We start from the raw sequence: 19941 nt of genomic DNA, 5'->3' as shown, positions 1-19941 counted from the left end.
CGGCTTTTTTTTACCCCCCCCCCCCCCCCCCCCCCCCCCGGGGGGCCCCCCCGGGGGGGGGGGGCCCGCCCGCCCCCGCGCCCGCCCCCGGCACCCCGTTCTCGTGGGGCGTGGACGGCGTGCTCGGAGGTCGCGCGGGCCGGTGCTGCCTCAGCCCTCCGGGTGGACGGCATCGTCGACGACCCGCAGCAGCGACTGCAGCCGGGCGGAGTCGAACAGCTCCTCGAGCAGGACCGGGCGGCCCGACGCGTCGCCGAGCGGCACCTTCCAGTTCGGGTACTCCTGGTCGGTGCCGGGCTGGTTCTGGGCGCGCCGCTCCCCCGTGGCGTCGGCGAGCGAGACCCCGACGAGCGCGGCGGGGCTCTGCGCGACGTACCGGTGCAGCGCCTCGACGAGCTCACGCTCCGAGGGGTCGTCGCCCACGAGGCCCCGCGCGCGGAGCGCCCGGACCGTCGCCTCCCGCTCGCGGCGCGCGTCGCGGCGCACCTGCTCGACGGGCTCGGTGAGGAGGCCGAGCCGGTCGCGCAGCTCGACGTGCTCCCCCGCGAGGTATCCGGCCGTGGGCGGCAGGTCGTGCGTCGTCACGCTCGTGAGCGTCGCGGCGCGGTAGTCCTCGGGCGCCCGCGGGGCGCCGTCGTCGTCCTTCTCGAACCAGAGCACCGACGTCCCGAGGACGCCGCGGTCGGCCAGGTAGTCGCGGATCCAGGGCTCGACGTTGCCGAGGTCCTCCCCCACGACGAGCGCGCCCGCCCGCTGCGCCTCGAGGCACAGGATCCCGACGAGCGCTTCGTGGTCGAAACGCACGTAGGTGCCCTGGTCCGGCGACATCCCCTCGGGGACCCACCACATCCGGAACAGGCCGAGGATGTGGTCCACGCGCAGCCCGCCGGAGTGGCGCAGGACGCCGCGCAGCATGTCCCGGTACGGCGCGTAGCCGAGGCGCTCGAGCTCGAGCGGGTTCCACGGCGGCTGGGACCAGTTCTGGCCCTGCTGGTTGTACATGTCGGGCGGGGCGCCGACGCCGACGCCGGCCGCGAGCGCCCCGCGCTGCGCCCACCGGTCCGCGCCGAACGGGTGCACGCCGACGGCCAGGTCGTGCATGACCCCGATCCGCATGCCGCCCTCGGTCGCCTGCTCCTGGGCGCGCGCCAGCTGCTCGTCGGCGACCCACTGCAGCCAGCACCAGAAGTCCACCTGGTCGGCGAGCTCGCGGCGCAGCTGCGCGACGAGCGGGCTGCCGGGGTCCTGGGCCTCCTCGGGCCACTCGGTGCCGCCGAAGTGGTCGACGAGCGCGCACCACAGCGCGAAGTCCTCGAGCCCCCTGCCCTGGTCGGCGCGGAACTCCGCGAACGCCGCATCCCGCGCTGCCGAGCGGGGCTGGGAGAACACGACCTCGAGCGCCGAGCGCTTGGCGCTCCAGACGGTGTCGCGGTCGATCGGCCCGGGGTCGGTGTCGAGGTCGCGCACCGTGTCGAACGACCACTCGACGAGCGAGCGGTCGGCTGCCGAGAGGTAGGCGGTCTCCCGCACGTCCTCGACCCGGATGTAGAGGGGGTGCACGAACCGCCGCGTCGTCGGGAGGTACGGCGACGGGGTCAGGGGCACCGCCGGCTCGGCCGCGTGCAGCGGGTTGACGAGCACGAAGTCCGCGCCCTCGCGGCGCGCCGCGAGCCACGCGAGGTCGGCGAGATCCGCCAGGTCGCCCACGCCCCAGGACTGGCGCGACCGCACCGAGTACAGCTGGGTCATCAGCCCCCAGGCGCGCCCGTCCGGGCCGAGGTCGGGCAGCTCCAGGCGGTCCGGGGTGACGACGAGCGTCGCGTGCGACGTGCGCGTCCCGCTCGTCGCGTGCAGCACGTGCCAGCCGAGCGGCGCTTCGGCCGGGATCTCGAACGTGGCCTCGCCCACGAGCCGGCCGTCGACGGTCCGCGGCTCGACGACGTGGTCCACCTGGAGCGGGTCGAGGCGGCCTCCGTCCTCCAGCTCGACCCACACCTCGACGGGCTCGCCGTGGTCCACGTGGACCGGGAACGGCGTCGTGCGCGCCCGCCGCGCCACGACGGACGGGGGCAGCATCCGCCGCCACGGGTCGTCGCGCCGGTGCGCGAGGTGGACCCGCACGAGCTCCGGCGTGCCCGCGGGGACCCCGAGGGCCGCGAGGACGGCGCGCAGCGCGGCGTCGGGGACGACGACGCGCTCGCCGAAGAAGCTCCAGTACTCCGACGCGACCCCGTACGCCTCCGCGAGCTCGCGCAAGGACGCCGCGCCGGTCGGGGAGGGGGTGGACGAGTCGCTCACACTCGCGATCCTGCCAGAACGGGCGCCGACCTGCCTCGACGTGGCCCGGCGCGCCCGGGAAGTGCTCACACCCGCCCACTACCCTGGGCCCATGCTCCACGCCGCCACCTCCACGCCGACGCCGAGCCCGTCACCGACCGAGCCGTCCATCATCCCGCCTGCCCAGCCGTCGCAGTGGTGGGACTGGTTCGTCGGCGTCCCGCTGCGGATCGCGATCACGATCGTCGTGTCGGTCCTCGTCCTGGTGCTGCTGCGCTCGCTGATCCACCGCACGCTCGACCGCATCGCCCGCGGCTACCAGTCCGAGAAGGGCGTGACGGCCGGCCTGCTGCGGGTCGACCCGGTGATCGCCGAGCGCCGCGCACAGCGGGCCCGGACCCTGGGCACGGTCCTGAGGTCGACCGCGTCGATCGTCGTCGGGTCGATCGCGGTGCTCCTGGTGCTGGGCGACCTCGGCGTGGACCTCGCGCCGTTCATCGCGTCCGCGGGGATCGTCGGCGTGGCCCTCGGCTTCGGCGCCCAGAGCCTCGTCAAGGACTTCCTGTCCGGCACGTTCATGCTGCTCGAGGACCAGTACGGCGTGGGCGACACCGTCGACTTCGGCGTGGTCCGCGGCACGGTCGAGGAGGTCGCGCTCCGCGTGACCAAGGTGCGCGACGCCGCCGGCACGCTCTGGTACCTCCGCAACGGGGACATCGCGCGGGTCGGCAACCAGACGCAGGAGTGGGCGAACGCCGTCGTGGCGGTCGTGGTCGCGCCCGACGCCGACCTCGAGGTCGCGCGCGCCGCCGTCCAGCGCGCCGTCGACTCGGTCCAGGGCGACGCGGTGCTCGGCGGGGCGTTCCTCGAGCCGCCGCGGCTCGAGGTGGGCGACGCGATCACCGCCGACGGCGTCCAGCTGTCCGTCTCCGTGCGGACGCGGCCGGCCATGCAGTGGGACGTCCAGCGCGCCCTGCGGCTCGCCGCCCGCGACGAGCTCCGCGACGCCGACGTGACGCTCGTCTCGGCGTAGCCGCGAGGCGCGGGGTGGCCGCAGGCCGCGGCACCTACCCGGGCGACGGCACCGTCCACGCGAGCAGCGGGGCGCCCGCGGTCACCGTCCGGCCGGGCTCGACGAGGAGCTCGACGCTGTCCGGCTCGGCCTGGAGGACGACCACCGGCGACAGCGCGTCGAGCCCGCGCGCCTCCACGTCGTCCGGGGCCCAGCCGATCACGGGGTCGCTGAGCGCGACCTCCTCGCCCTCGGAGGCGTAGAGCGCGAACCCCTCGCCCGCGAGGCGGACCGTGTCGATGCCGAGATGGACGAGGACGGTCGAGCCGGGCGACGGCTCGACGGCGAACGCGTGCGCGAAGAGGGTGACCAGCCGGCCCGCGACGGGCGCGTGCGCGAGGGCCGGGCCGTGCTGCGGCCGGGACGGCTCGATGGCCACGCCGGGGCCCGCGATGCCTGCCGAGAACACGTGGTCGGGGACGTCCTCGAGGGCGTGCACGACGCCGTCGAGCGGGGCTGCCAGCACGAGCCGGGTAGCGGAGACGGAGGTGACGACGTCCTCGTGCGCCGACGTCATGCAGCCTCCCGTCTCTCGGCGAACCCCGCCCACACTAGACCGCGCGGGGCGCGCGCGCCGGGGGAAGCCGGACCCCGTCACCGCAGCGGCGATACTAGGTCGGTGAGCGCTTCACCGACCAGCCCCCGGTCCTTCTACGACGAGGTCGGCGGGCACGCCACGTTCGTCCGCCTGGTGGACGTCTTCTACGACGGCGTCGCCGCCGACGAGGTCCTCCGGCCGATGTACCCGGAGGCGGACCTCGGGCCGGCGCGCGAGCGTCTGACGATGTTCCTCGAGCAGTACTGGGGCGGCCCGACGACGTACTCCGAGCAGCGCGGTCACCCCCGCCTGCGGATGCGGCACGCGCCCTTCAAGGTCAACCCGGACGCGCGGGACCGCTGGCTCGCCCACATGCGGGCCGCAGTCGACGCGCTCGAGCTGCCGCCGCTGCCCGAGGCGACGCTGTGGGACTACCTCGAGCGCGCCGCGCACTCCCTCGTCAACACGTTCGAGGAGTGAGGATGGCGCGCGACGACCAGGGCGCCGACCGGCTCGCCCACCTGCTGCACGTGCTCGACGTCACCGCCCACGGCACCGTGGAGCAGGCCGGCTCGGGGGCGAACGTCGGCGACGACCTCTTCACCGGCGAGACGCTGCACCAGCCGAACGGCCGCGTCTACGGCGGCCAGGTGCTCGCGCAGGCCCTCACCGCGGCGTGGCGCACCGTCGACGGGCCCGACGACGCGGGCCGCGGGGCCCGGCTCCCCCACTCCCTCCACGGCTACTTCCTGCGTCCGGGCGACCTCGACGTGCCCGTCGACCTCACCGTGGAACGGCTGCGCGACGGCCGGTCGTTCAGCGCGCGCCGCACGCACGCCATCCAGCACGGCCGCCCGATCCTGTCGATGATCGCGTCGTTCCAGGAGCGGCAGGACGGCGTCGAGTTCCAGGCGCCGCCGCCGCAGGGGGTCCCCGCCCCCGAGGACGTGCCGAGCGCGCTCGACACGCTCGGGGCGATCGACCACCCGCAGGCGCGGCACTGGTCGCACGACTCCGCTTTCGAGGTGCGGCACGTCGAGGGCGCGCTCTTCCTCGGCCCCGCGCCCGAGCGGTCGGACCGGCAGCACGTGTGGGTCCGCGCCCGAGGGCCCGTCCCCGACGACCAGTTCCTCCACCGCACCCTGCTCCTGTACGCGTGCGACCAGCTCATGCTCGAGCCCGTGCTGCGCCTGAGCGGGCACGCCTGGTCCAGCCCCGAGCTCTCCATGGCGAGCCTCGACCACGCCATGTGGTGGCACCGCGACGTCCAGGTCGACGAGTGGCTGCTCTTCGAGCAGGTCGCGTCGAGCGCGCAGGGCGGGCGAGGGCTGGCGTCCGCGCGGGTCTTCACGCGCGCCGGCGTGCTCGTCGCGTCCATGGGCCAGGAGGGCATGATCCGGCTCCCCGCTGCCTGACGCGCCGGTCCACGCGAGACTGGAGCGTGCCTACTCAGCCGCCCGACGCCGCTCCCCGGCGGGAGACGCCGCGCCTCGCCGCCGTGACCGGGGTCACGGGCTACGTCGGGGGGCGCCTGGTCCCCGAGCTCCTCGACGCCGGCTTCCGCGTCCGCGCGCTGGCCCGCGACCCGGCGCGCCTGGTCGGCCGCGACTGGGCGGACGACGCCGAGCTCGTCCGGTGCGACGTCGGCGACCCGGACGACCTGCGGGCTGCGCTCGCGGACGTCGACGTCGCCTACTACCTGGTCCACTCGCTCGGCTCGGGCCGGGACTTCGAGGCTCGGGACCGGCACCTCGCGCTCACGTTCGGCCGCGCCGCCCGGGAGGCGGGCGTCGCGCGCGTCGTCTACCTCGGCGGCCTGGCGCCGTCGGGCGTGAAGCTGTCACGGCACCTCGCGAGCCGGCGGGAGGTCGGCGAGATCCTGCTCGCCTCCGGTGTCCCCGTCGCCGTGCTGCAGGCCGCGGTCATCCTGGGGTCCGGCTCGGCGTCGTTCGAGATGGTGCGCTACCTCACGGAACGGCTGCCCGTCATGACCACGCCGCGGTGGGTGTCCAACCGGATCCAGCCGATCGCCGTCCGCGACGTGCTGCGCTACCTCGTGCGGAGCGCCGACCTGCCGGCGGACGTCAGCCGCACGTTCGACGTCGGCGGTCCCGACGTGCTCACGTACGGCGAGCTCATGCAGACCTTCGCGCGGGTCGCCGGGCTGCCGCGCCGCCTCATCCTGCCCGTGCCGGTCCTCACGCCGCGCCTGTCGAGCCTGTGGGTCGGGCTCGTGACGCCGGTTCCCGCCGGGATCGCGAAGCCGCTCGTGGAGTCGCTCGAGCACGAGACGGTGTGCCGGGAGCACGACCTGCGCGCGCTCGTCCCCGACCCGCCCGACGGCCTGATCGGCGCGGAGCGGGCGATCGAGCTGGCGCTCGAGCGCATCCACGACGGCGAGGTGGCCACCCGCTGGTCGTCCGCGGCGCTGCCCGGCGCTCCCAGCGACCCGCTCCCCACCGACCCCGACTGGTCCGGCGGCTCGTTCTACGTCGACGAGCGGCGGACCGTCGTCGACGCGCCCGCGGACGTACTGTGGGGGGTCATCGAGGAGATCGGCGGCCACCGTGGCTGGTACTCGTGGTCGCTCGCCTGGCGCGTGCGCGGGTTGATGGACCGGCTGGCGGGCGGGCCCGGGCTGCGCCGCGGGCGACGCGACGAACGACGCCTGCGGGTCGACGACGCCCTCGACTTCTGGCGAGTGGAGGCGATCGACCCCGGCAGGCGGCTCCTGCTGCGCGCCGAGATGCGCCTCCCGGGGCTCGCGTGGCTGGAGCTCCGCGTCGACACCGCCGCCGAGGAGCTCGCCGCGAGCACGCCCGACGCGTCCGGCCCGGGTCCCGACGCGGCGACCGGTCCCGGGCGCACGTACTTCGCGCAGCGGGCGCTCTTCTCGCCGCACGGCCTCGCCGGGCAGCTCTACTGGTGGTCGATCAAGCCCTTCCACGGCGTCGTGTTCGGCGGGATGCAGCGCAACGTGGCCGCCGAGGCCTCCCGTCGGGCGTCCGACGGACCCGGCACCGGGCACCTCACCTGAGCCCAGCTCGGACGACGCGCGCCCGACCTCGCCGCTCGACGAGGAGGGCCTGCAGCCCCGCGACCCCCGTCACGGGGCCCCCGGGCCTCACCCCCGGCGTCGGAAGGCGATCGGGTCGCCGACGAACGGCTCCCAGGCCGCGCGCTCGTCGGGCGTGATGCGCCGCGGGCGTCCGCTCGCCGCATCCACGACGACGATCGTCGTCGCCGCTCGCGCGTACGGCTCGCCGCCGACCGGCGGGCCGACCCGCTCGAACCGGGCCGCGCCGTCGTGCACCTCGTAGCAGACCTCGAGGCTGGCGCCGCCGATCTTCCCGATCCACATCTCGACGCGCACGGGCGTGCGCGTGAACGCGAGCGGGCGCAGGTACTCGATCTCCTGCCGCGCCACGAACGTGTGCGACGACGCCCCGGGGCCGTTCTCGATGACCGCGGTGGGCCAGGCGGCCTCGCCCGCGTCCGGGTGCTGCCAGAACGCGGTGATGCGGGCGTCCTCCAGGAGCCGGAACATCTCGACGTTGTTGACGTGCTGGTACGCGTCGAGGTCCGACCAGCGCAGCGCGACGGGGACGTGCAGCCGTGTCACAGGTCCCCCGCTCAGTCGCGCGTGAGCTTGCGGTACGTCACGCGGTGCGGACGCGCCGCGTCGGCACCCAGGCGCTGGACCTTGTTCTCCTCGTACGACGCGAAGTTCCCCTCGAACCAGTACCAGCTCGCCGGGTCCTCGTCGGTGCCCTCGTACGCGAGGATGTGCGTCGCGACGCGGTCGAGGAACCACCGGTCGTGGCTCACCACGACGGCGCAGCCCGGGAACTCCAGCAGCGCGTTCTCGAGCGAGCCGAGCGTCTCGACGTCGAGGTCGTTGGTCGGCTCGTCGAGCAGCAGCAGGTTGCCGCCCTGCTTGAGCGTGAGCGCGAGGTTGAGGCGGTTGCGCTCGCCGCCGGACAGCACGCCCGCGGGCTTCTGCTGGTCCGGGCCCTTGAAGCCGAACGACGCGACGTAGGCACGCGACGGGATCTCGGTGTTGCCGACCTTGATGAAGTCGAGCCCGTCGGACACGACCTGCCACAGCGTCTTCTTGGGGTCGATGCCGCCGCGCGACTGGTCGACGTAGGAGATCGACACGGTCTCGCCGACCTTGAGCTCGCCACCGTCGAGGGGCTCGAGCCCCACGATCGTCTTGAACAGGGTCGTCTTGCCGACGCCGTTGGGGCCGATCACGCCGACGATGCCGTTGCGCGGCAGCGTGAAGCTCAGCCCGTCGATGAGGACGCGGTCGTCGAAGCCCTTCTCGAGGTCCTTCGCCTCGATGACCATGCTGCCCAGGCGCGGCCCCGCGGGGATCTGGATCTCCTCGAAGTCGAGCTTGCGGGTGCGCTCGGCCTCCGCGGCCATCTCCTCGTACCGGGCGAGGCGGGCCTTCGACTTGGTCTGGCGGCCCTTCGCGCTGGAGCGGACCCAGTCGAGCTCGTCCTTGAGGCGCCTGGCGAGCTTCGCGTCCTTCTTGCCCTGGACCTCGAGCCGCGCCTGCTTCTTCTCGAGGTACGTCGAGTAGTTGCCCTCGTACGGGTACAGGCGCCCGCGGTCGACCTCGCAGATCCACTCGGCCACGTGGTCGAGGAAGTAGCGGTCGTGGGTGACGGCGAGCACGGCGCCGGGGTAGCTGGCCAGGTGCTGCTCGAGCCACAGCACCGACTCGGCGTCGAGGTGGTTGGTGGGCTCGTCGAGGAGCAGCAGGTCGGGCTGCTCCAGCAGGAGCTTGCACAGCGCGACGCGACGGCGCTCACCGCCCGACAGGACCTTGACGTCGGCGTCCGGCGGCGGGCAGCGCAGAGCGTCCATCGCCTGCTCGAGCTGGGAGTCGAGGTCCCACGCGTTCGCGGCGTCGATGGCCTCCTGCAGGGTGCCCATCTCGGCCATGAGCGCGTCGAAGTCGGCGTCCGGCTCGGCCATGAGGTTCGAGATCTCGTTGAACCGGTCGAGCTTGCCCTTGATCTCGGCGACGCCCTCCTCGACGTTTCCGAGCACCGTCTTGTCCTCGTTGAGGGGCGGCTCCTGCAGCAGGATGCCGACCGAGTACCCGGGCGACAGCCGCGCGTCGCCGTTCGACGGCTGGTCCAGCCCCGCCATGATCTTGAGGATCGTCGACTTCCCGGCCCCGTTGGGGCCCACGACGCCGATCTTGGCGCCGGGCAGGAAGTTGAGCGACACGTCGTCGAGGATGACCTTGTCGCCGTGCGCCTTGCGCGCCTTGTACATGGAGTAGATGAACTCAGCCACCGGTTGTGTTCCGCCTGTCACGATCGTTTCGGGAGGACGTGGGGCGCCGCCCGCCACGGCCCCGGGACGCTCGCGGAGCCGCCCGGCGCAGGCCGGGCGCCCGCGACCCACCAGCCTACGCGGTCGGGGCGCCCCGTCGCGCTATCCGACCGACGTGAGCTCGCCGGCCCGCTCGTCCGCGCTCTCCTCGTCGCCGGCGAGCTCCGGGAGGGACGTCGCCCACGGGTCGTCCGCGAGCTCGGCGTCGGCCACGGGCTCGACAGGCCCGCCGTCGCCCGCCTGACCTGCCTCGCCGCCGACGCCGCTCGTCCCGCCGTCGCGCGCGTCGTCGGGCGCCGTGCGGTGGATCGTCCGCGTGAACCGCGCCTGGCCGCGCGCCAGGTCGGGCCCCACGGCACGGGCCTCGAGCACGAGGGTCGTCCGCTGGCCGTCCGGGCTCTCCCACTCGTCGACGCCGACGATGCCGGCCGCGATCACCGCGTCGCCCTTGCGCAGAGACTCGGCGACGTTGCGTGCCAGGTCCCGCCACGACTTCACGGTGAACCACAGGGTCTGCCCGTCCACCCACTCGGCCTTGCTCCGGTCGAAGAACCGCCGCGTCGTCGCCATCCGGAACGTCGTGAAGGACGTTCCCGTCGCGGACACGAAGTGCTTCGGGTCGTCGCCCACGAAGCCGGTCAGGGTCGTCAGGACCTCGCTCATCGCTGTCTCCTCGGGTCGTGGGCCGGCCTGGCGCCGGCCCGTCCCGCACAGCGTGCCGCCCTCCGCCCGCCGGCGGCCGGAGGAGGACTCAGCCTGTGGACGACTCGGGCGCGGCGGGAACTGTGGGCAGCCCACGGGCCGCGGTGAGCGGCGCACCGTGGGGGGCGTCCTGCGCGCGCGACGCGAGCCGGCGGACCTCGTCGCGCTGACCGAGGATGCGTTCCGTCGGGGCCAGCAGCCCGCCCCGCACGACCCGCTCGAGCGCCATCCGTCCCGACCTGACGACACCCTCGCGGCGCCGTCGGGCGAGGGTCCGGCGGGTCCGCAGCGCGACGAGGGACAGGGCGAGCGCGACCACGATCGCGGCCACGGCCACGATCGCGAGGATCTGCCCGAGGGGCTCCCCGACGTCGATCACGTCGAGGCTCGTGAGGACCGCGACCACGCCTGCCACGAGCGCGAGGACGAGCAGGACGAGCGCCGTGCGGCGCAGCGGCCGCGCGGACGACGGCCCCCGGGTGTCCAGGGGGATCGTCTCGAGCTCGCGCCGCAGCGCCAGCACGATCTCGGCCGGCGTCGCGAGGCCGGCGGCCAGCGCGTCGCCCCAGCCGCGCCGCAGGCCCTTGCCCGCGCGCGCCAGCCACCGCGCACGCGAGCCCGCGACCGCGTCGGTCTGGATCTCGCCGAACTCGGGGCGACCGTAGCCACGGCGGATCACGCTCTGCACCTGCGCGCCCACGCCGTCGAGGCCCACGGCGTGCGCGAGCGCGTCGACCTCCTCGTGCAGCGCCGCGTCGGCGTCCCACGGTGCGCCGGACGGCGTGGAGTCCAGCAGCACGCGGCTCGCCCGGTCGAGCTCGGCCGCGGCGCGCCCGGCCGCGACCGACCGGCGGGCGACCGCCTGCTCGAGGACGTCCCGCAGCTCGGGCACGCCCTCGCCGGTGCGGGCCGACACGCCCAGGACCGGGACGTCGCGCAGGCCGTCGGCGACGAGCAGCCGGTTCACGTCCTCGAGCAGCGACTCCCGCCGCCCCTCGGGGATCGTGTCGACCTGGTTCACCACGACGACCATCGACGCCTCCATGCCCACGGACTCGCGCAGGTAGCCGGAGTGGAGGGCGTCGTCGGCGTACTTCTGCGGGTCCACGACCCACACGAGCAGGTCCACGAGCGGCAGCACCCGGTCGACGACCTGCCGGTGCGCGGGCTGGATCGAGTCGTGGTCGGGCAGGTCGAGGAGCACGAGCCCCCGCAGCCCCTCCTCGGCGTCCCCGTCGAGGAGCGACTCGCGCGTGATGCGCCGCTCCCGTCCGACGCCCACCCAGTCCAGCAGCGGCTCCGCGGCGTCGCTCCAGGAGCACGCCGTCACCTCGGCCGTCGTGGGCCGCCGCACCCCGACGTCCGCGAACGTGAGCCGCGAGATCGCGTTGAAGAGGCTCGACTTGCCCGACCCGGTGCCCCCGGCGAGCGCCACGACCGTGTGGTCGACGCCGAGCGCGAGGCGCTCGCGGACCGAGGCGATCGCGGTCTCCACGTCGGTCACCACCTCGGGCTCGACCCGGTCGGCCGCGATCCGCAGGGCGTTCTCCAGGTCGTCCGTGCGCGCGCGCAGGCGGGCGTCGTCGGTCATGCCGCTCCCTCCGTGCCGTGCGCGGCGACCGGCGGCCGGCCGCCCCGTGCGCCGCGCGGCCTGGCGCCGCCGACGGCGCCCGTGCCCGAGGCCGGGCGCGCCCCGCCTCCGCGCATGGCCCGCGCGTGCCGGGTCTGGCGGACGAGCTCGGCCCGGCGCAGCCGCAGCCCGGACGCGGCGTCGTCCGCGAACGCCGCACCCTCGACGTGCGCGACCACGCCGGCGGCCACCGTCTCGGGGACCGCGGCGACGCGGTCGGCCAGCGACGTCCGCAGCCGCTCCACGACCGGGCCCGCGTCGTCGCCCACGACCCGCGCGGCCGCCCGGGCCGCGTCGTCGAGGCCCGCGGCGCCCAGCAGGAGCAGCGCGGCGAGCCCGCGTTCGCCGTAGGCCTGGCGTGCCGCGTCCGCGCGGTCGCCGACGAGCGTGCGCACCGCGTCCGTCGCCTCCGTCTCCCACGCCGCGGCCTCGGCCCGCGCCCGGGCCGGGCGGTCCGGGGAACCGCCCGAGAGCAGCGGCGCGACGTCCGCACCCCCGGGCGGTCCGTCCGCCGCCGTGAGGGCGGCGCGCAGCGCGGTGTCCGCGGCGTCCGCCGCGCCCTGCCAGCTGTGCCCGACGGACGAGAGGAGGTCCGCGAGCACCGGCTCGATCGCGGCCTCGCGTCGGCGTCCGGCGCGGCGCGAGGACCGGGCCGTCCCGTCCTTGAGCTTGACGGCGTCCACGCGCGCGTGGGCGAGCTGCGCCCAGCCCGCTGCCACCGACCCGTGCGCGACGCCGCCCGCGAGGGCCCCGCGGCGCGCCGCGTCGGCGACCGGCGGCAGCGCGGCGCGCACCGTCTCCCGGATCGCCGCGCCGGCCGCCACCTGCGCCTCGACGGCCTCGGCGAGCCGCGCCACCCAGCCGGGCAGCGCGTCGAGCGAGCCCTGCAGCGTGCGGACGACGACGGACCGCGACCGCTCCCGGCCCGCGAGCAGCGTCAGCCAGCGCCGCACGGGCGCGACGACCGCGTCGTCGAGCAGGCCCTCGTGCGGGCCGAGGTCCGGCACGACGAACAGCGGGGTCGAGTCCATGCCGTGCTCGCGCAGGCGGGCCATGAGGTCCGCGCGGATCGTCGGCAGCGTGTCGCGGGGCACCCGGTTGAGGACCATCGCGACGCTGGCGCCGCGCTCCGTGGCGAGCTCGAGCGTCTGCCAGGGCAGCGCGTCGCCGTAGCGGGCCGCCGTCGTGACGAAGAGCCACAGGTCGGCGCCCTCGAGCAGCAGGCGCGCGGTGTCGCGGTTGGACTCCTCCAGGGAGTCGAGGTCGGGCGCGTCCAGCAGCGCGATGCCCCGCGGGACGGCTTCGCTGACGACGACGCGCGACCGCTCGGTCGCGGGCGCCTGGGTGGGCACCACCTCCGCGTCGGCGGGGTGGTGCGCGTAGACGGGCTCGCGGGTCGTCGGGCGCAGCACGCCGGCGGGCGAGACCTCCTCGCCCAGCACCGAGTTGTACAGGGTCGACTTGCCGGCGCCCGTCGAACCGGCGACGACGACGACGGCGGGGGCGCTCAGCTCCCTCAGGCGCGGCAGGAGGTGCTGGTCGAGCTGGCCGAGCAGGCGCTCGCGCGACCCGAGCGCCTCGTCGCGCCCCGGGAGCTCGAGCGGCAGACGGACGGCGGCGACGTCGCGGCGCAGGTCGCGCACCACGTCGAAGAGCGTCGGCGTGAAAGCCTCGGCAGCCTCCGGCGCGGCCCGGTCGGCGCCTGACGGTGGTTGCTGGGTCACGTCCTCATCTTTGCTGCTCAGCACGTCAGCGCAAACCGCGCCGCGCCGGGGCACGCCTGGTGACTACGATGGGCGCGCGCCTCGATAGCTCAATGGATAGAGCAACGGCCTTCTAATCCGTAGGTTGCAGGTTCGAGTCCTGCTCGGGGCACCGCGCGCGTCTCACCGCGTCTCCGCCGGGCCCAGCGCGGGCTTGACGTCGAGCACCGGCGTCCCGTCCACGGCCTCGAGGCGGTCCACCTCGATCCGTGCGCCGTCGACCGCCACGACCCGGGTGGTGTGCAGCCCGACCGGGTTGGGCCGGTCCGCCGAGCGGGTCGCGAACACGCCGAGCACCGGCCGGTCCTGCTCCCCGCGCGGGTGGACGGCGAGCGTCGCGCGGTCCGCGCGGTCCAGCCAGGTGACGACGACGATCGCGTCGCCCGCGCCCAGGCCCACGACCGCGGGCGCGAGCTCCGGGTCCAGCTCGAGGGTCGCGGGCGGGGCGCCCTCGTCGGGCTGCCGGGGCGCGTCGGCCGGCCGGGTCAGCGACGAGGACACCCGACCGATGGACCGGAGCTCGACGGTCGTGCGCAGCTGTCGGTCGGCGTCCATGCCGTCAGCGTACGGACGGCGTCGGGCCCGCGCGCGAGGAGCCGGGCTTGTGGGGCTTCGACAACGCGTTGTGGGATGCCTCCAACGCGCGGGCCCGAACTCGCACGTGGACTGCGCTGCCGCCGCGGGCGCGTGTACGGGACAGTTGTCGACGACGCACCAAACCGACCTCCACCAGGGAGACCCATGAGCGCCACCGAGCCAGCCACGCACGAGCCCGCCACGCACGAGCCCACCGCCCCGCCGACCGCGCGACGGTTCGCCGTCACCGCCCCCGACGCCGCCCGCATCGCCTCGTTCGCCGCGCTGATCTGCGTGCTCGCGCTCACGCCCGCCATCTCGCTGGGGTCGGCGCTCGCGCCCCTGACCCTCCAGACGCTCGGCGTCATGCTCGCCGGCGCCCTCCTCGGCTGGTGGCGCGGCGCGCTCGCCGTGGTGACGTACCTGCTGCTCGCGCTCGCCGGACTGCCCGTGCTCGCGGGCGGCGTCGGTGGGGTGGAGCCGTTCGTCGGCCCGACCGCGGGCTACCTGTACGGGTTCGTGCTCGGGGCCGCCGTCACGGGCTGGCTGGTGGACCGGATCCGCGGGCGCGTGACCGCCTCCAAGGTGTTCGGCGCGGCCGTCGTCGGGGGGATGGGCGTGATCTACGCCGTCGGGATCCCCGTCTCGGCGGTCGTCGCCGGGATCCCGCTGTGGACGGCCGTGACCGGGTCGTGGGTGTTCCTGCCGGGCGACGTCGTGAAGGCCGTGCTCACGGCCGTCGTGACCGCCGCCGTCGTCCGCGCGTACCCGCCCGCCGGCCCGGCCGCACGCCGCCGGTGAAGGTCCTGCTCGACGACGTGCACGTCCGGCTCGGCGAGCGCGACGTGCTGCGCGGCGTCGACCTCGAGCTCGCCGAGCACCGGGTCGGGATCGTGGGCGCGAACGGCTCGGGCAAGTCGACGCTCGCCCGCCTGCTGAACGGGCTCGTGGTCCCGACCCGCGGCCGGGTCGCCGTGGACGGCCTGGACACGGCCACGCACGGGGCCGAGGTCCGGCGTCTCGTGGGCTTCGTGTTCACCGACCCGGACGCGCAGATCGTGATGCCGACGGTCGCCGAGGACGTCGCCTACTCGCTGCGACCGCGGCGCGGCGAACGCGGCCTGCCGGAGGCCGAGCGGGCCGCCGTCGTCCGGGCCGCGCTGGCCGAGCGCGGCCTCGCCGGGCACGCCGACCACCCGGCCCACCTGCTGTCGGGAGGGCAGAAGCAGCTCCTCGCGATCACGTCCGTGCTCGTCACCCGGCCGCGCCTGCTCGTGGCGGACGAGCCGACCACTCTCCTCGACCTCCGCAACGCCCGCGCCGTCGGCCGGCTGCTGGGCGCGCTCGAGCAGCAGGTCGTGGTCGTGACGCACGACCTCGAGCTCCCGGCCGCCTACGACCGGGTGCTCGTCGTCGACGACGGCCGCGTGGTCGCCGACGACGAGCCCGCGCCCGCGCTCGCGTTCTACCGCCGGCTCATGGGGGCGTGATGGGTGCCCTCCGCTCGGCGACCGGGCTCTTCGGCGCGTACGTCCCGCGCGACTCCGTCGTCCACCGCGCGCCCGCCGGCCTCAAGCTCGGGGCGCTCGCGCTCGTGTCGGTCGCCGTCCTCCTGGTGCGGTCCTGGTGGGGCGTCGGTGCGCTCGGGGCGCTCGTGCTCGGGGTCGCGGTGGCGTCCCGCGTGGGGGCGCGGGCGCTGCTCGCCCAGCTCCGGCCGCTGGTCTGGCTCGTTCCTGCCGTCCTCGCGCTGCAGTGGTGGGCGCACGGACCGGCCCGCGCCGCCCTGCTGAGCACCCGGCTGGTCCTGCTCGTCGCGCTCGCGGCTCTCGTCGTGCTGACCACGCGCACGACCGAGGTCCTCGACGCCGTCGAGCGCGGCGCCCGGCCGCTGCGCGTCGTCGGCGTCCGGCCCGAGCGGGTGGCGCTCGTCCTCGCGCTCGCGATCCGCTCCGTCCCGGTCCTCGCGACGCTCGCCGACGACGTCCGCGACGCCCAGCGTGCCCGCGGGCACGAGCGGGACCTGCGCGCGTTCGCCGTGCCGCTCGTCGTGGGCACGCTGCGCCGCGCCGACGCGCTCGGCGACGCCCTGCGCGCCCGCGGCGTCGACGACTGACCCCGCTCAGCCCGGCGCGGTCCCGCGCGACGGCCGCCGCGGGACCACCACCAGCACCCCCACCGCGAACCCGGCGGCGGCGCCCGCCACCACGTCCGTCACGAAGTGGTAGCCCAGGTACAGCCGGCTCGTCGCCACGAGCGCCGTCACCACCACGGCGCACGACGACGCCGCCCACCACCAGGCGGTCGACCTGCCTCGGGAGACGCCCAGGAGGCAGACGAGGGCGGTCGTCAGCGTCGCGGCGGCCATGGTGTGCCCCGACGGGAACGAGTGCGTGACGACGGCACCCGGGACGGTCTGCGTCAGGTCCGGCGGGCGCGGGCGGGCGACGACGGCCTTGAGCACGAGCGCGAGCACGGCCTGCACGGCGAGCGCCCCGGCGAGCAGCGCCGGGCGCCACCAGTCGTGCGAGCGCCACCACCACAGCAGGCAGCCGACCGCCACGACGGCGGGCAGGACGACCGCCCCGAACAGGTCCGTGACGGCGGTCAGCACGTGGGTCGCCGCCGTCGTGCGGTGGTCGACGAGCCAGGCGAGCACCGGCTCGTCGGCGTGGGCGAGCCCCGTCCCCGTCGCCACCTGCAGCAGGACGAGCAGGAAGACCAGCCAGCCCGCCGCCGACAGCCACGCCGCGGCGCGCCTGGCCCCCGCCGCGCCGTCCGGTCGCGCGACCCCCGGTCCGGTCATGCGTCGCGCCCCATGCAGGGCACCCTACGGGCGACGAAAAGACCGTGCGCTGTGTCACACCCTCCTGCGAGGCTGGTCCCATCACCGCGGTGACGTCCACGCGGGCACGCTGCACCCACCGGCATCCGCCGTCGCAGCACGTGGCCAGGTCTGATCAGCCCGGCCGGTCCGCAACCGTTCACACGCACAGCAGGGAGAACACGATGCATCCCGAGATGATGTTCCGCGCCGCGGACATCGCCAGGAGGGAGAGGCTCGAGGAGGCGACGCGACGCCGCGAGGCGCTGCGCTTCGTCACCTCACGGGTCCCGGCACGCACCCGCGTGCCGCACCGCAGGTCCGCATGACGCGCGCCCACGGGTCCTCGCACCGGCCTCGAGCCGGCGGCGGTCCCCGTCCGCGACGCACCACCCCGGGTGCCCCGTCGGCACCGGCCCACCCGGCCGGAGCGGCGGGGCACTCGTCCGTCCGGACCCGTAACCTGTGGGCGTGAGCACCCTGACGCCCTCCCCCACCCCCGGCACCGACAGGATCGTCTGGATCGACTGCGAGATGACCGGCCTGTCGATCGTCGACGACGCGCTGATCGAGGTCGCCGCGGTCGTCACCGACTCCGAGCTCAACGTGCTGGGCGACGGCATCGACGTCCTCATCAAGCCCCCGGCCGCGGCGCTCGAGCAGATGGGCGACTACGTGCGGACCATGCACACGTCGTCGGGCCTGCTCGTCGAGCTCGCCGACGGCACCACCATGGACGACGCGCAGCGCCAGGTGCTCGACTACGTGCGCGCCTGGGTTCCCGAGCCGAACAAGGCGCCGCTCGCCGGCAACTCGGTCGGCACCGACAAGACGTTCCTCGACCGCGACATGCCGGAGCTCGTCGAGCACCTGCACTACCGGATCGTCGACGTGTCGTCGATCAAGGAGCTCGCCCGGCGCTGGTACCCGCGCGTGTACTTCCAGGCCCCCAAGAAGCAGGGCGGCCACCGGGCGCTCGCGGACATCCTCGAGTCGATCGACGAGCTCCGCTACTACCGCGAGGCGCTGTTCGTGCCACAGCCCGGGCCCGACTCGAAGACGGCCAAGGCCGTCGCCGCCCGCGTGCTCGCGACGCCGTCCCGCGCCGGATCGACGAAGGCCGCCGAGGCCGAGGCCTGACCGAGCGGCCCGGACACGAACGAGGCCCGGTGCCTCGGCCGAGAATCGCTTCTCGGTCGAGGCTCCGGGCCTCGCTTCTGGGGTGAGTAACGGGACTTGAACCCGCGACCCCCTGGACCACAACCAGGTGCTCTACCAGCTGAGCTATACCCACCATGCGGGACGTGCAGCCACGTCACCCGCGGTTCGACCCCGGCGAGAATCTCACCGTGGGGCCGACGAAAAGTGTACCTGGTCGCGGGAGGTCGTCCGCACCACCTCCGGCCCGGCCACGCTCAGGACACGCGAGCCCGGAGGGCCCGGAGCGCGATGGCGTCGGCGAACCGGTCGACCGCGTCGCCGTCGAACCCGAGGAACAGCGACGGCTCCGTGAGCTCGAGCTCGATGAGCAGAGGCGACCCGACGGCGTCGGGCACGAGGTCGACGCGGGCGTACAGCGGCTTCACCGCGGCGGGCAGGACCTCCGCCGCCACGGCCAGCGCCTTCTCCGCGACCGCGAGTTGCTCCGCCGTCGCGGTCGCGCTGTCGAGCTGCTCCCGGACGTACAGGGACGCGTCGTCGGCGTCGTACGGGCCGCTGAGCAGCGCGCGCTTGCCGATCGCGTGCGAGAACCGGCCGTCGACGAAGATCAGGCCCGTCTCCCCCACGGTGTCGACGGCGTGCTGGTACGGCTGGATCATGACGTGCCGGCCCTGCGCGAGCAGGTCGAGCGCGTGCCGGATGCCCAGCCCGCGCTCCGTCGCGTCGCCGGACTCGTACCGGCCGGTGCCCTGTGCGCCGGCGCTGACCGTGGGCTTGATCACGAAGTCCCCGTGCGCCGGCATCCGGGTGTGGACCGCGCGGGCGCTCAGGTTGCGCTCGGGGTCGAGCCACACGGTGGGGATCGTCGGGACCCCGCGCTCGGCGAGCTCGTGCAGGTACGCCTTGTCCGTGTTCCAGGCGATGACGTCCGCCGGGTTGAGGAGGCTGGGCACGCTCCGGGCCCACGCCACGAACTCGTCGCGACGGGGCGCGTAGTCCCAGGCCGACCGCACGACGACGAGGTCGTACGCCCCCCAGTCGACGGTCGGGTCGTCCCAGACCGCGGGAGTCGCGGCGACGCGACGGTCCGCGAGCGCCCCGATCAGCGGGACGTCGTCGGGGTCGAGGTCCGGCAGCTCCGAGCAGGTCACGAGCGCGGCGCGGAGGCGGCTGGGAGCGATGGCGTCGGTCACGGCACGAGCCTAGCCGCCGGTCCTCAGGCGCGCGGTGTCCGTGCGAAGGCGAGGTCCCGGACCACGCGCCCGGCGGCCGTGCCCTTGCGCTCGAAGCCCGTGAGGACCCGTCCCTCGAACCGGGGCGCCCAGCCGTCCGGCGTCGTGGTGCCGTGGGCCGCGAAGTCCGACGCCGACTCGAGGAGGCCGCGCACCTGCTCGGCGTACGGCTCCCAGTCGGACGCGAACCGCAGCACGCCGCCGTCCGCGAGGACCCGGGCGGCGAGCGCCAGGAAGGGCTCGTCGACGAGGCGCCGCTTGGTGTGGCGGGCCTTGCGCCACGGGTCCGGGAAGAAGATCCACAGCTCGTCGACGCCCGCCTCGGGCAGCGCGGACGCGAGGACCTCGGGGGCGTTCGCCTGCAGGAGGCGGAGGTTGTCGACACCCGCGGCAGCGGCGCGTCTCGCCGTGTGCGCGAGCCCGGGCTCGTAGACCTCGACGGCGAGGAAGCGTGTTCCGGGCCGCGCCGACGCCGCCGCGACGACGGCGTCCCCCTGGCCCGAGCCGATCTCGAGGACCACGGGACCCGAGCCGGGCGGGACCTGGGCGAGGTCCAGGACGAAGCCCGGGTCCACGGACGTCGTCGCCGCAGCGCGCGGCACGTCGACCAGGTAGCGAAGGCGCTGCTCGTCCCACAGTCGCTGCTGGGTGTCGCTCAGCCGCCGGCTCCGGCGGACGAACGAGACGGGCACCGACCGGTACGACGACGCCGGTCCGGGTACGGTCACGACGGCTCCAGTCCTGGGTGGGGAACGACGAAGACCGCCCGCCCCCGCAGGGGCGAACGGCCTGTCGTTCTGCTGGTGGTGCGCCA

Annotated in this window: 19 protein-coding genes and 2 tRNA genes; 9 read left to right on the top strand and 12 right to left on the bottom strand. The window is 75.2% G+C overall.

Features of this window, described 5'->3' with window-relative positions; all coding sequences use genetic code 11:
- Positions 1 to 150: 150 nt before the first annotated feature.
- Positions 151 to 2298: a 4-alpha-glucanotransferase gene (malQ, locus tag ACLQ14_RS17290; protein WP_425815287.1), complete on the bottom strand. Its 2148-nt coding sequence runs from the start codon at positions 2296 to 2298 to the stop codon at positions 151 to 153.
- A 91-nt stretch (positions 2299 to 2389) separates the two neighbouring features.
- Between malQ and ACLQ14_RS17285 the strand changes: the two genes are divergently transcribed.
- A complete protein-coding gene (locus ACLQ14_RS17285) occupies positions 2390 to 3310 on the top strand; it encodes a mechanosensitive ion channel family protein (RefSeq protein ID WP_425815285.1) in 921 nt (306 codons plus the stop codon).
- A 34-nt stretch (positions 3311 to 3344) separates the two neighbouring features.
- On the opposite strand, the gene ACLQ14_RS17280 is transcribed toward ACLQ14_RS17285, so the two are convergent.
- Entirely contained in the window at positions 3345 to 3866 is a 522-nt protein-coding gene (locus ACLQ14_RS17280) for a PTS sugar transporter subunit IIA (protein WP_425815283.1), read from the bottom strand.
- A gap of 102 nt (positions 3867 to 3968) precedes the next feature.
- Here ACLQ14_RS17280 and ACLQ14_RS17275 point away from each other — a divergent pair, with 102 nt between their 5' ends.
- The 3 genes from ACLQ14_RS17275 to ACLQ14_RS17265 are packed head-to-tail and all read left to right on the top strand — an operon-like array spanning position 3969 to position 6924.
- A complete protein-coding gene (locus ACLQ14_RS17275) occupies positions 3969 to 4367 on the top strand; it encodes a globin (protein ID WP_425815281.1) in 399 nt (132 codons plus the stop codon).
- A gap of 2 nt (positions 4368 to 4369) precedes the next feature.
- The gene (locus ACLQ14_RS17270; protein ID WP_425815279.1) at positions 4370 to 5302 is read left to right on the top strand and encodes an acyl-CoA thioesterase; all 933 of its coding nucleotides are present in this window, start codon (positions 4370 to 4372) and stop codon (positions 5300 to 5302) included.
- Between the two features lie 26 nt (positions 5303 to 5328).
- Positions 5329 to 6924, top strand: coding sequence for an SDR family oxidoreductase (locus ACLQ14_RS17265; protein ID WP_425815277.1), 1596 nt, complete (start codon positions 5329 to 5331; stop codon positions 6922 to 6924).
- A gap of 87 nt (positions 6925 to 7011) precedes the next feature.
- On the opposite strand, the gene ACLQ14_RS17260 is transcribed toward ACLQ14_RS17265, so the two are convergent.
- The 5 genes from ACLQ14_RS17260 to ACLQ14_RS17240 all read right to left on the bottom strand — a co-directional run bounded on the left by ACLQ14_RS17260 (position 7012) and on the right by ACLQ14_RS17240 (position 13298).
- The gene (locus ACLQ14_RS17260) at positions 7012 to 7509 is read right to left on the bottom strand and encodes an acyl-CoA thioesterase (protein WP_425815275.1); all 498 of its coding nucleotides are present in this window, start codon (positions 7507 to 7509) and stop codon (positions 7012 to 7014) included.
- Positions 7510 to 7520: 11 nt separating this feature from the next.
- Entirely contained in the window at positions 7521 to 9203 is a 1683-nt protein-coding gene (gene ettA / locus ACLQ14_RS17255) for an energy-dependent translational throttle protein EttA (protein WP_425815273.1), read from the bottom strand.
- Positions 9204 to 9344: 141 nt separating this feature from the next.
- Complete coding sequence (locus ACLQ14_RS17250) at positions 9345 to 9905, bottom strand: single-stranded DNA-binding protein (protein WP_425815271.1); 561 nt, start codon at positions 9903 to 9905, stop codon at positions 9345 to 9347.
- A gap of 88 nt (positions 9906 to 9993) precedes the next feature.
- Entirely contained in the window at positions 9994 to 11535 is a 1542-nt protein-coding gene (locus ACLQ14_RS17245) for a GTP-binding protein (protein WP_425815269.1), read from the bottom strand.
- Positions 11532 to 13298 carry a GTPase gene (locus ACLQ14_RS17240; protein WP_425815267.1) on the bottom strand — a complete coding sequence of 589 codons (1767 nt, stop codon included), beginning with the start codon at positions 13296 to 13298 and terminating at the stop codon, positions 11532 to 11534. The genes ACLQ14_RS17245 and ACLQ14_RS17240 overlap by 4 nt, the downstream gene beginning before the upstream one ends.
- Positions 13299 to 13376: 78 nt before the next feature.
- Between ACLQ14_RS17240 and ACLQ14_RS17235 the strand changes: the two genes are divergently transcribed.
- Positions 13377 to 13449 (top strand) — tRNA-Arg (locus tag ACLQ14_RS17235).
- 11 nt (positions 13450 to 13460) lie between these two features.
- Here the strand turns inward: ACLQ14_RS17235 and tsaA are convergent.
- A complete protein-coding gene (gene tsaA / locus ACLQ14_RS17230; RefSeq protein WP_425815265.1) occupies positions 13461 to 13892 on the bottom strand; it encodes a tRNA (N6-threonylcarbamoyladenosine(37)-N6)-methyltransferase TrmO in 432 nt (143 codons plus the stop codon).
- 186 nt (positions 13893 to 14078) lie between these two features.
- Between tsaA and ACLQ14_RS17225 the strand changes: the two genes are divergently transcribed.
- The 3 genes from ACLQ14_RS17225 to ACLQ14_RS17215 are packed head-to-tail and all read left to right on the top strand — an operon-like array spanning position 14079 to position 16026.
- Positions 14079 to 14714, top strand: coding sequence for a biotin transporter BioY (locus ACLQ14_RS17225; RefSeq protein ID WP_425815263.1), 636 nt, complete (start codon positions 14079 to 14081; stop codon positions 14712 to 14714).
- Entirely contained in the window at positions 14711 to 15403 is a 693-nt protein-coding gene (locus ACLQ14_RS17220) for an energy-coupling factor ABC transporter ATP-binding protein (protein ID WP_425815261.1), read from the top strand. The genes ACLQ14_RS17225 and ACLQ14_RS17220 overlap by 4 nt, the downstream gene beginning before the upstream one ends.
- Positions 15403 to 16026 (top strand): energy-coupling factor transporter transmembrane component T family protein, encoded by a 624-nt coding sequence (locus ACLQ14_RS17215; protein ID WP_425815259.1) that lies wholly within the window; start codon positions 15403 to 15405, stop codon positions 16024 to 16026. Before ACLQ14_RS17220 ends, ACLQ14_RS17215 begins: the two co-directional genes overlap by 1 nt.
- A 6-nt stretch (positions 16027 to 16032) precedes the next feature.
- On the opposite strand, the gene ACLQ14_RS17210 is transcribed toward ACLQ14_RS17215, so the two are convergent.
- On the bottom strand, positions 16033 to 16716 hold the full coding sequence (locus ACLQ14_RS17210; protein WP_425815257.1) for a phosphatase PAP2 family protein: 684 nt from the start codon (positions 16714 to 16716) through the stop codon (positions 16033 to 16035).
- 489 nt (positions 16717 to 17205) lie between these two features.
- Between ACLQ14_RS17210 and orn the strand changes: the two genes are divergently transcribed.
- A complete protein-coding gene (gene orn / locus ACLQ14_RS17205) occupies positions 17206 to 17874 on the top strand; it encodes an oligoribonuclease (RefSeq protein ID WP_425815255.1) in 669 nt (222 codons plus the stop codon).
- A gap of 78 nt (positions 17875 to 17952) precedes the next feature.
- On the opposite strand, the gene ACLQ14_RS17200 is transcribed toward orn, so the two are convergent.
- From ACLQ14_RS17200 to trmB, 3 genes are all read right to left on the bottom strand, one after another.
- Positions 17953 to 18028, bottom strand: a tRNA-His gene (locus ACLQ14_RS17200).
- Between the two features lie 121 nt (positions 18029 to 18149).
- Entirely contained in the window at positions 18150 to 19088 is a 939-nt protein-coding gene (locus tag ACLQ14_RS17195) for an ATP-grasp domain-containing protein (protein WP_425815253.1), read from the bottom strand.
- A 23-nt stretch (positions 19089 to 19111) separates the two neighbouring features.
- Positions 19112 to 19855 carry a tRNA (guanosine(46)-N7)-methyltransferase TrmB gene (gene trmB / locus ACLQ14_RS17190; RefSeq protein ID WP_425815251.1) on the bottom strand — a complete coding sequence of 248 codons (744 nt, stop codon included), beginning with the start codon at positions 19853 to 19855 and terminating at the stop codon, positions 19112 to 19114.
- Positions 19856 to 19941: the final 86 nt, after the last annotated feature.

The sequence above is a fragment of the Luteimicrobium sp. DT211 genome (assembly GCF_049844995.1).
Classification (GTDB): Bacteria; Actinomycetota; Actinomycetes; order Actinomycetales; family Cellulomonadaceae; genus Luteimicrobium.
Note: the sequence above shows the minus strand (reverse complement) of the source record. Positions and strands in the feature narration are given on the sequence as shown.

Excerpts from the sequence above, each read along its gene's own strand:
- ACLQ14_RS17215 (WP_425815259.1), top strand. The coding sequence starts at position 15,403 with ATGGGTGCCCTCCGCTCGGCGACCGGGCTCTTCGGCGCGTACGTCCCG.
- ACLQ14_RS17250 (WP_425815271.1), bottom strand. The coding sequence starts at position 9,905 with ATGAGCGAGGTCCTGACGACCCTGACCGGCTTCGTGGGCGACGACCCG.
- ACLQ14_RS17225 (WP_425815263.1), top strand. The coding sequence starts at position 14,079 with ATGAGCGCCACCGAGCCAGCCACGCACGAGCCCGCCACGCACGAGCCC.
- ACLQ14_RS17210 (WP_425815257.1), bottom strand. The coding sequence starts at position 16,716 with ATGACCGGACCGGGGGTCGCGCGACCGGACGGCGCGGCGGGGGCCAGG.
- ACLQ14_RS17280 (WP_425815283.1), bottom strand. The coding sequence starts at position 3,866 with ATGACGTCGGCGCACGAGGACGTCGTCACCTCCGTCTCCGCTACCCGG.
- ACLQ14_RS17285 (WP_425815285.1), top strand. The coding sequence starts at position 2,390 with ATGCTCCACGCCGCCACCTCCACGCCGACGCCGAGCCCGTCACCGACC.
- ACLQ14_RS17270 (WP_425815279.1), top strand. The coding sequence starts at position 4,370 with ATGGCGCGCGACGACCAGGGCGCCGACCGGCTCGCCCACCTGCTGCAC.
- ACLQ14_RS17245 (WP_425815269.1), bottom strand. The coding sequence starts at position 11,535 with ATGACCGACGACGCCCGCCTGCGCGCGCGCACGGACGACCTGGAGAAC.
- tsaA (WP_425815265.1), bottom strand. The coding sequence starts at position 13,892 with ATGGACGCCGACCGACAGCTGCGCACGACCGTCGAGCTCCGGTCCATC.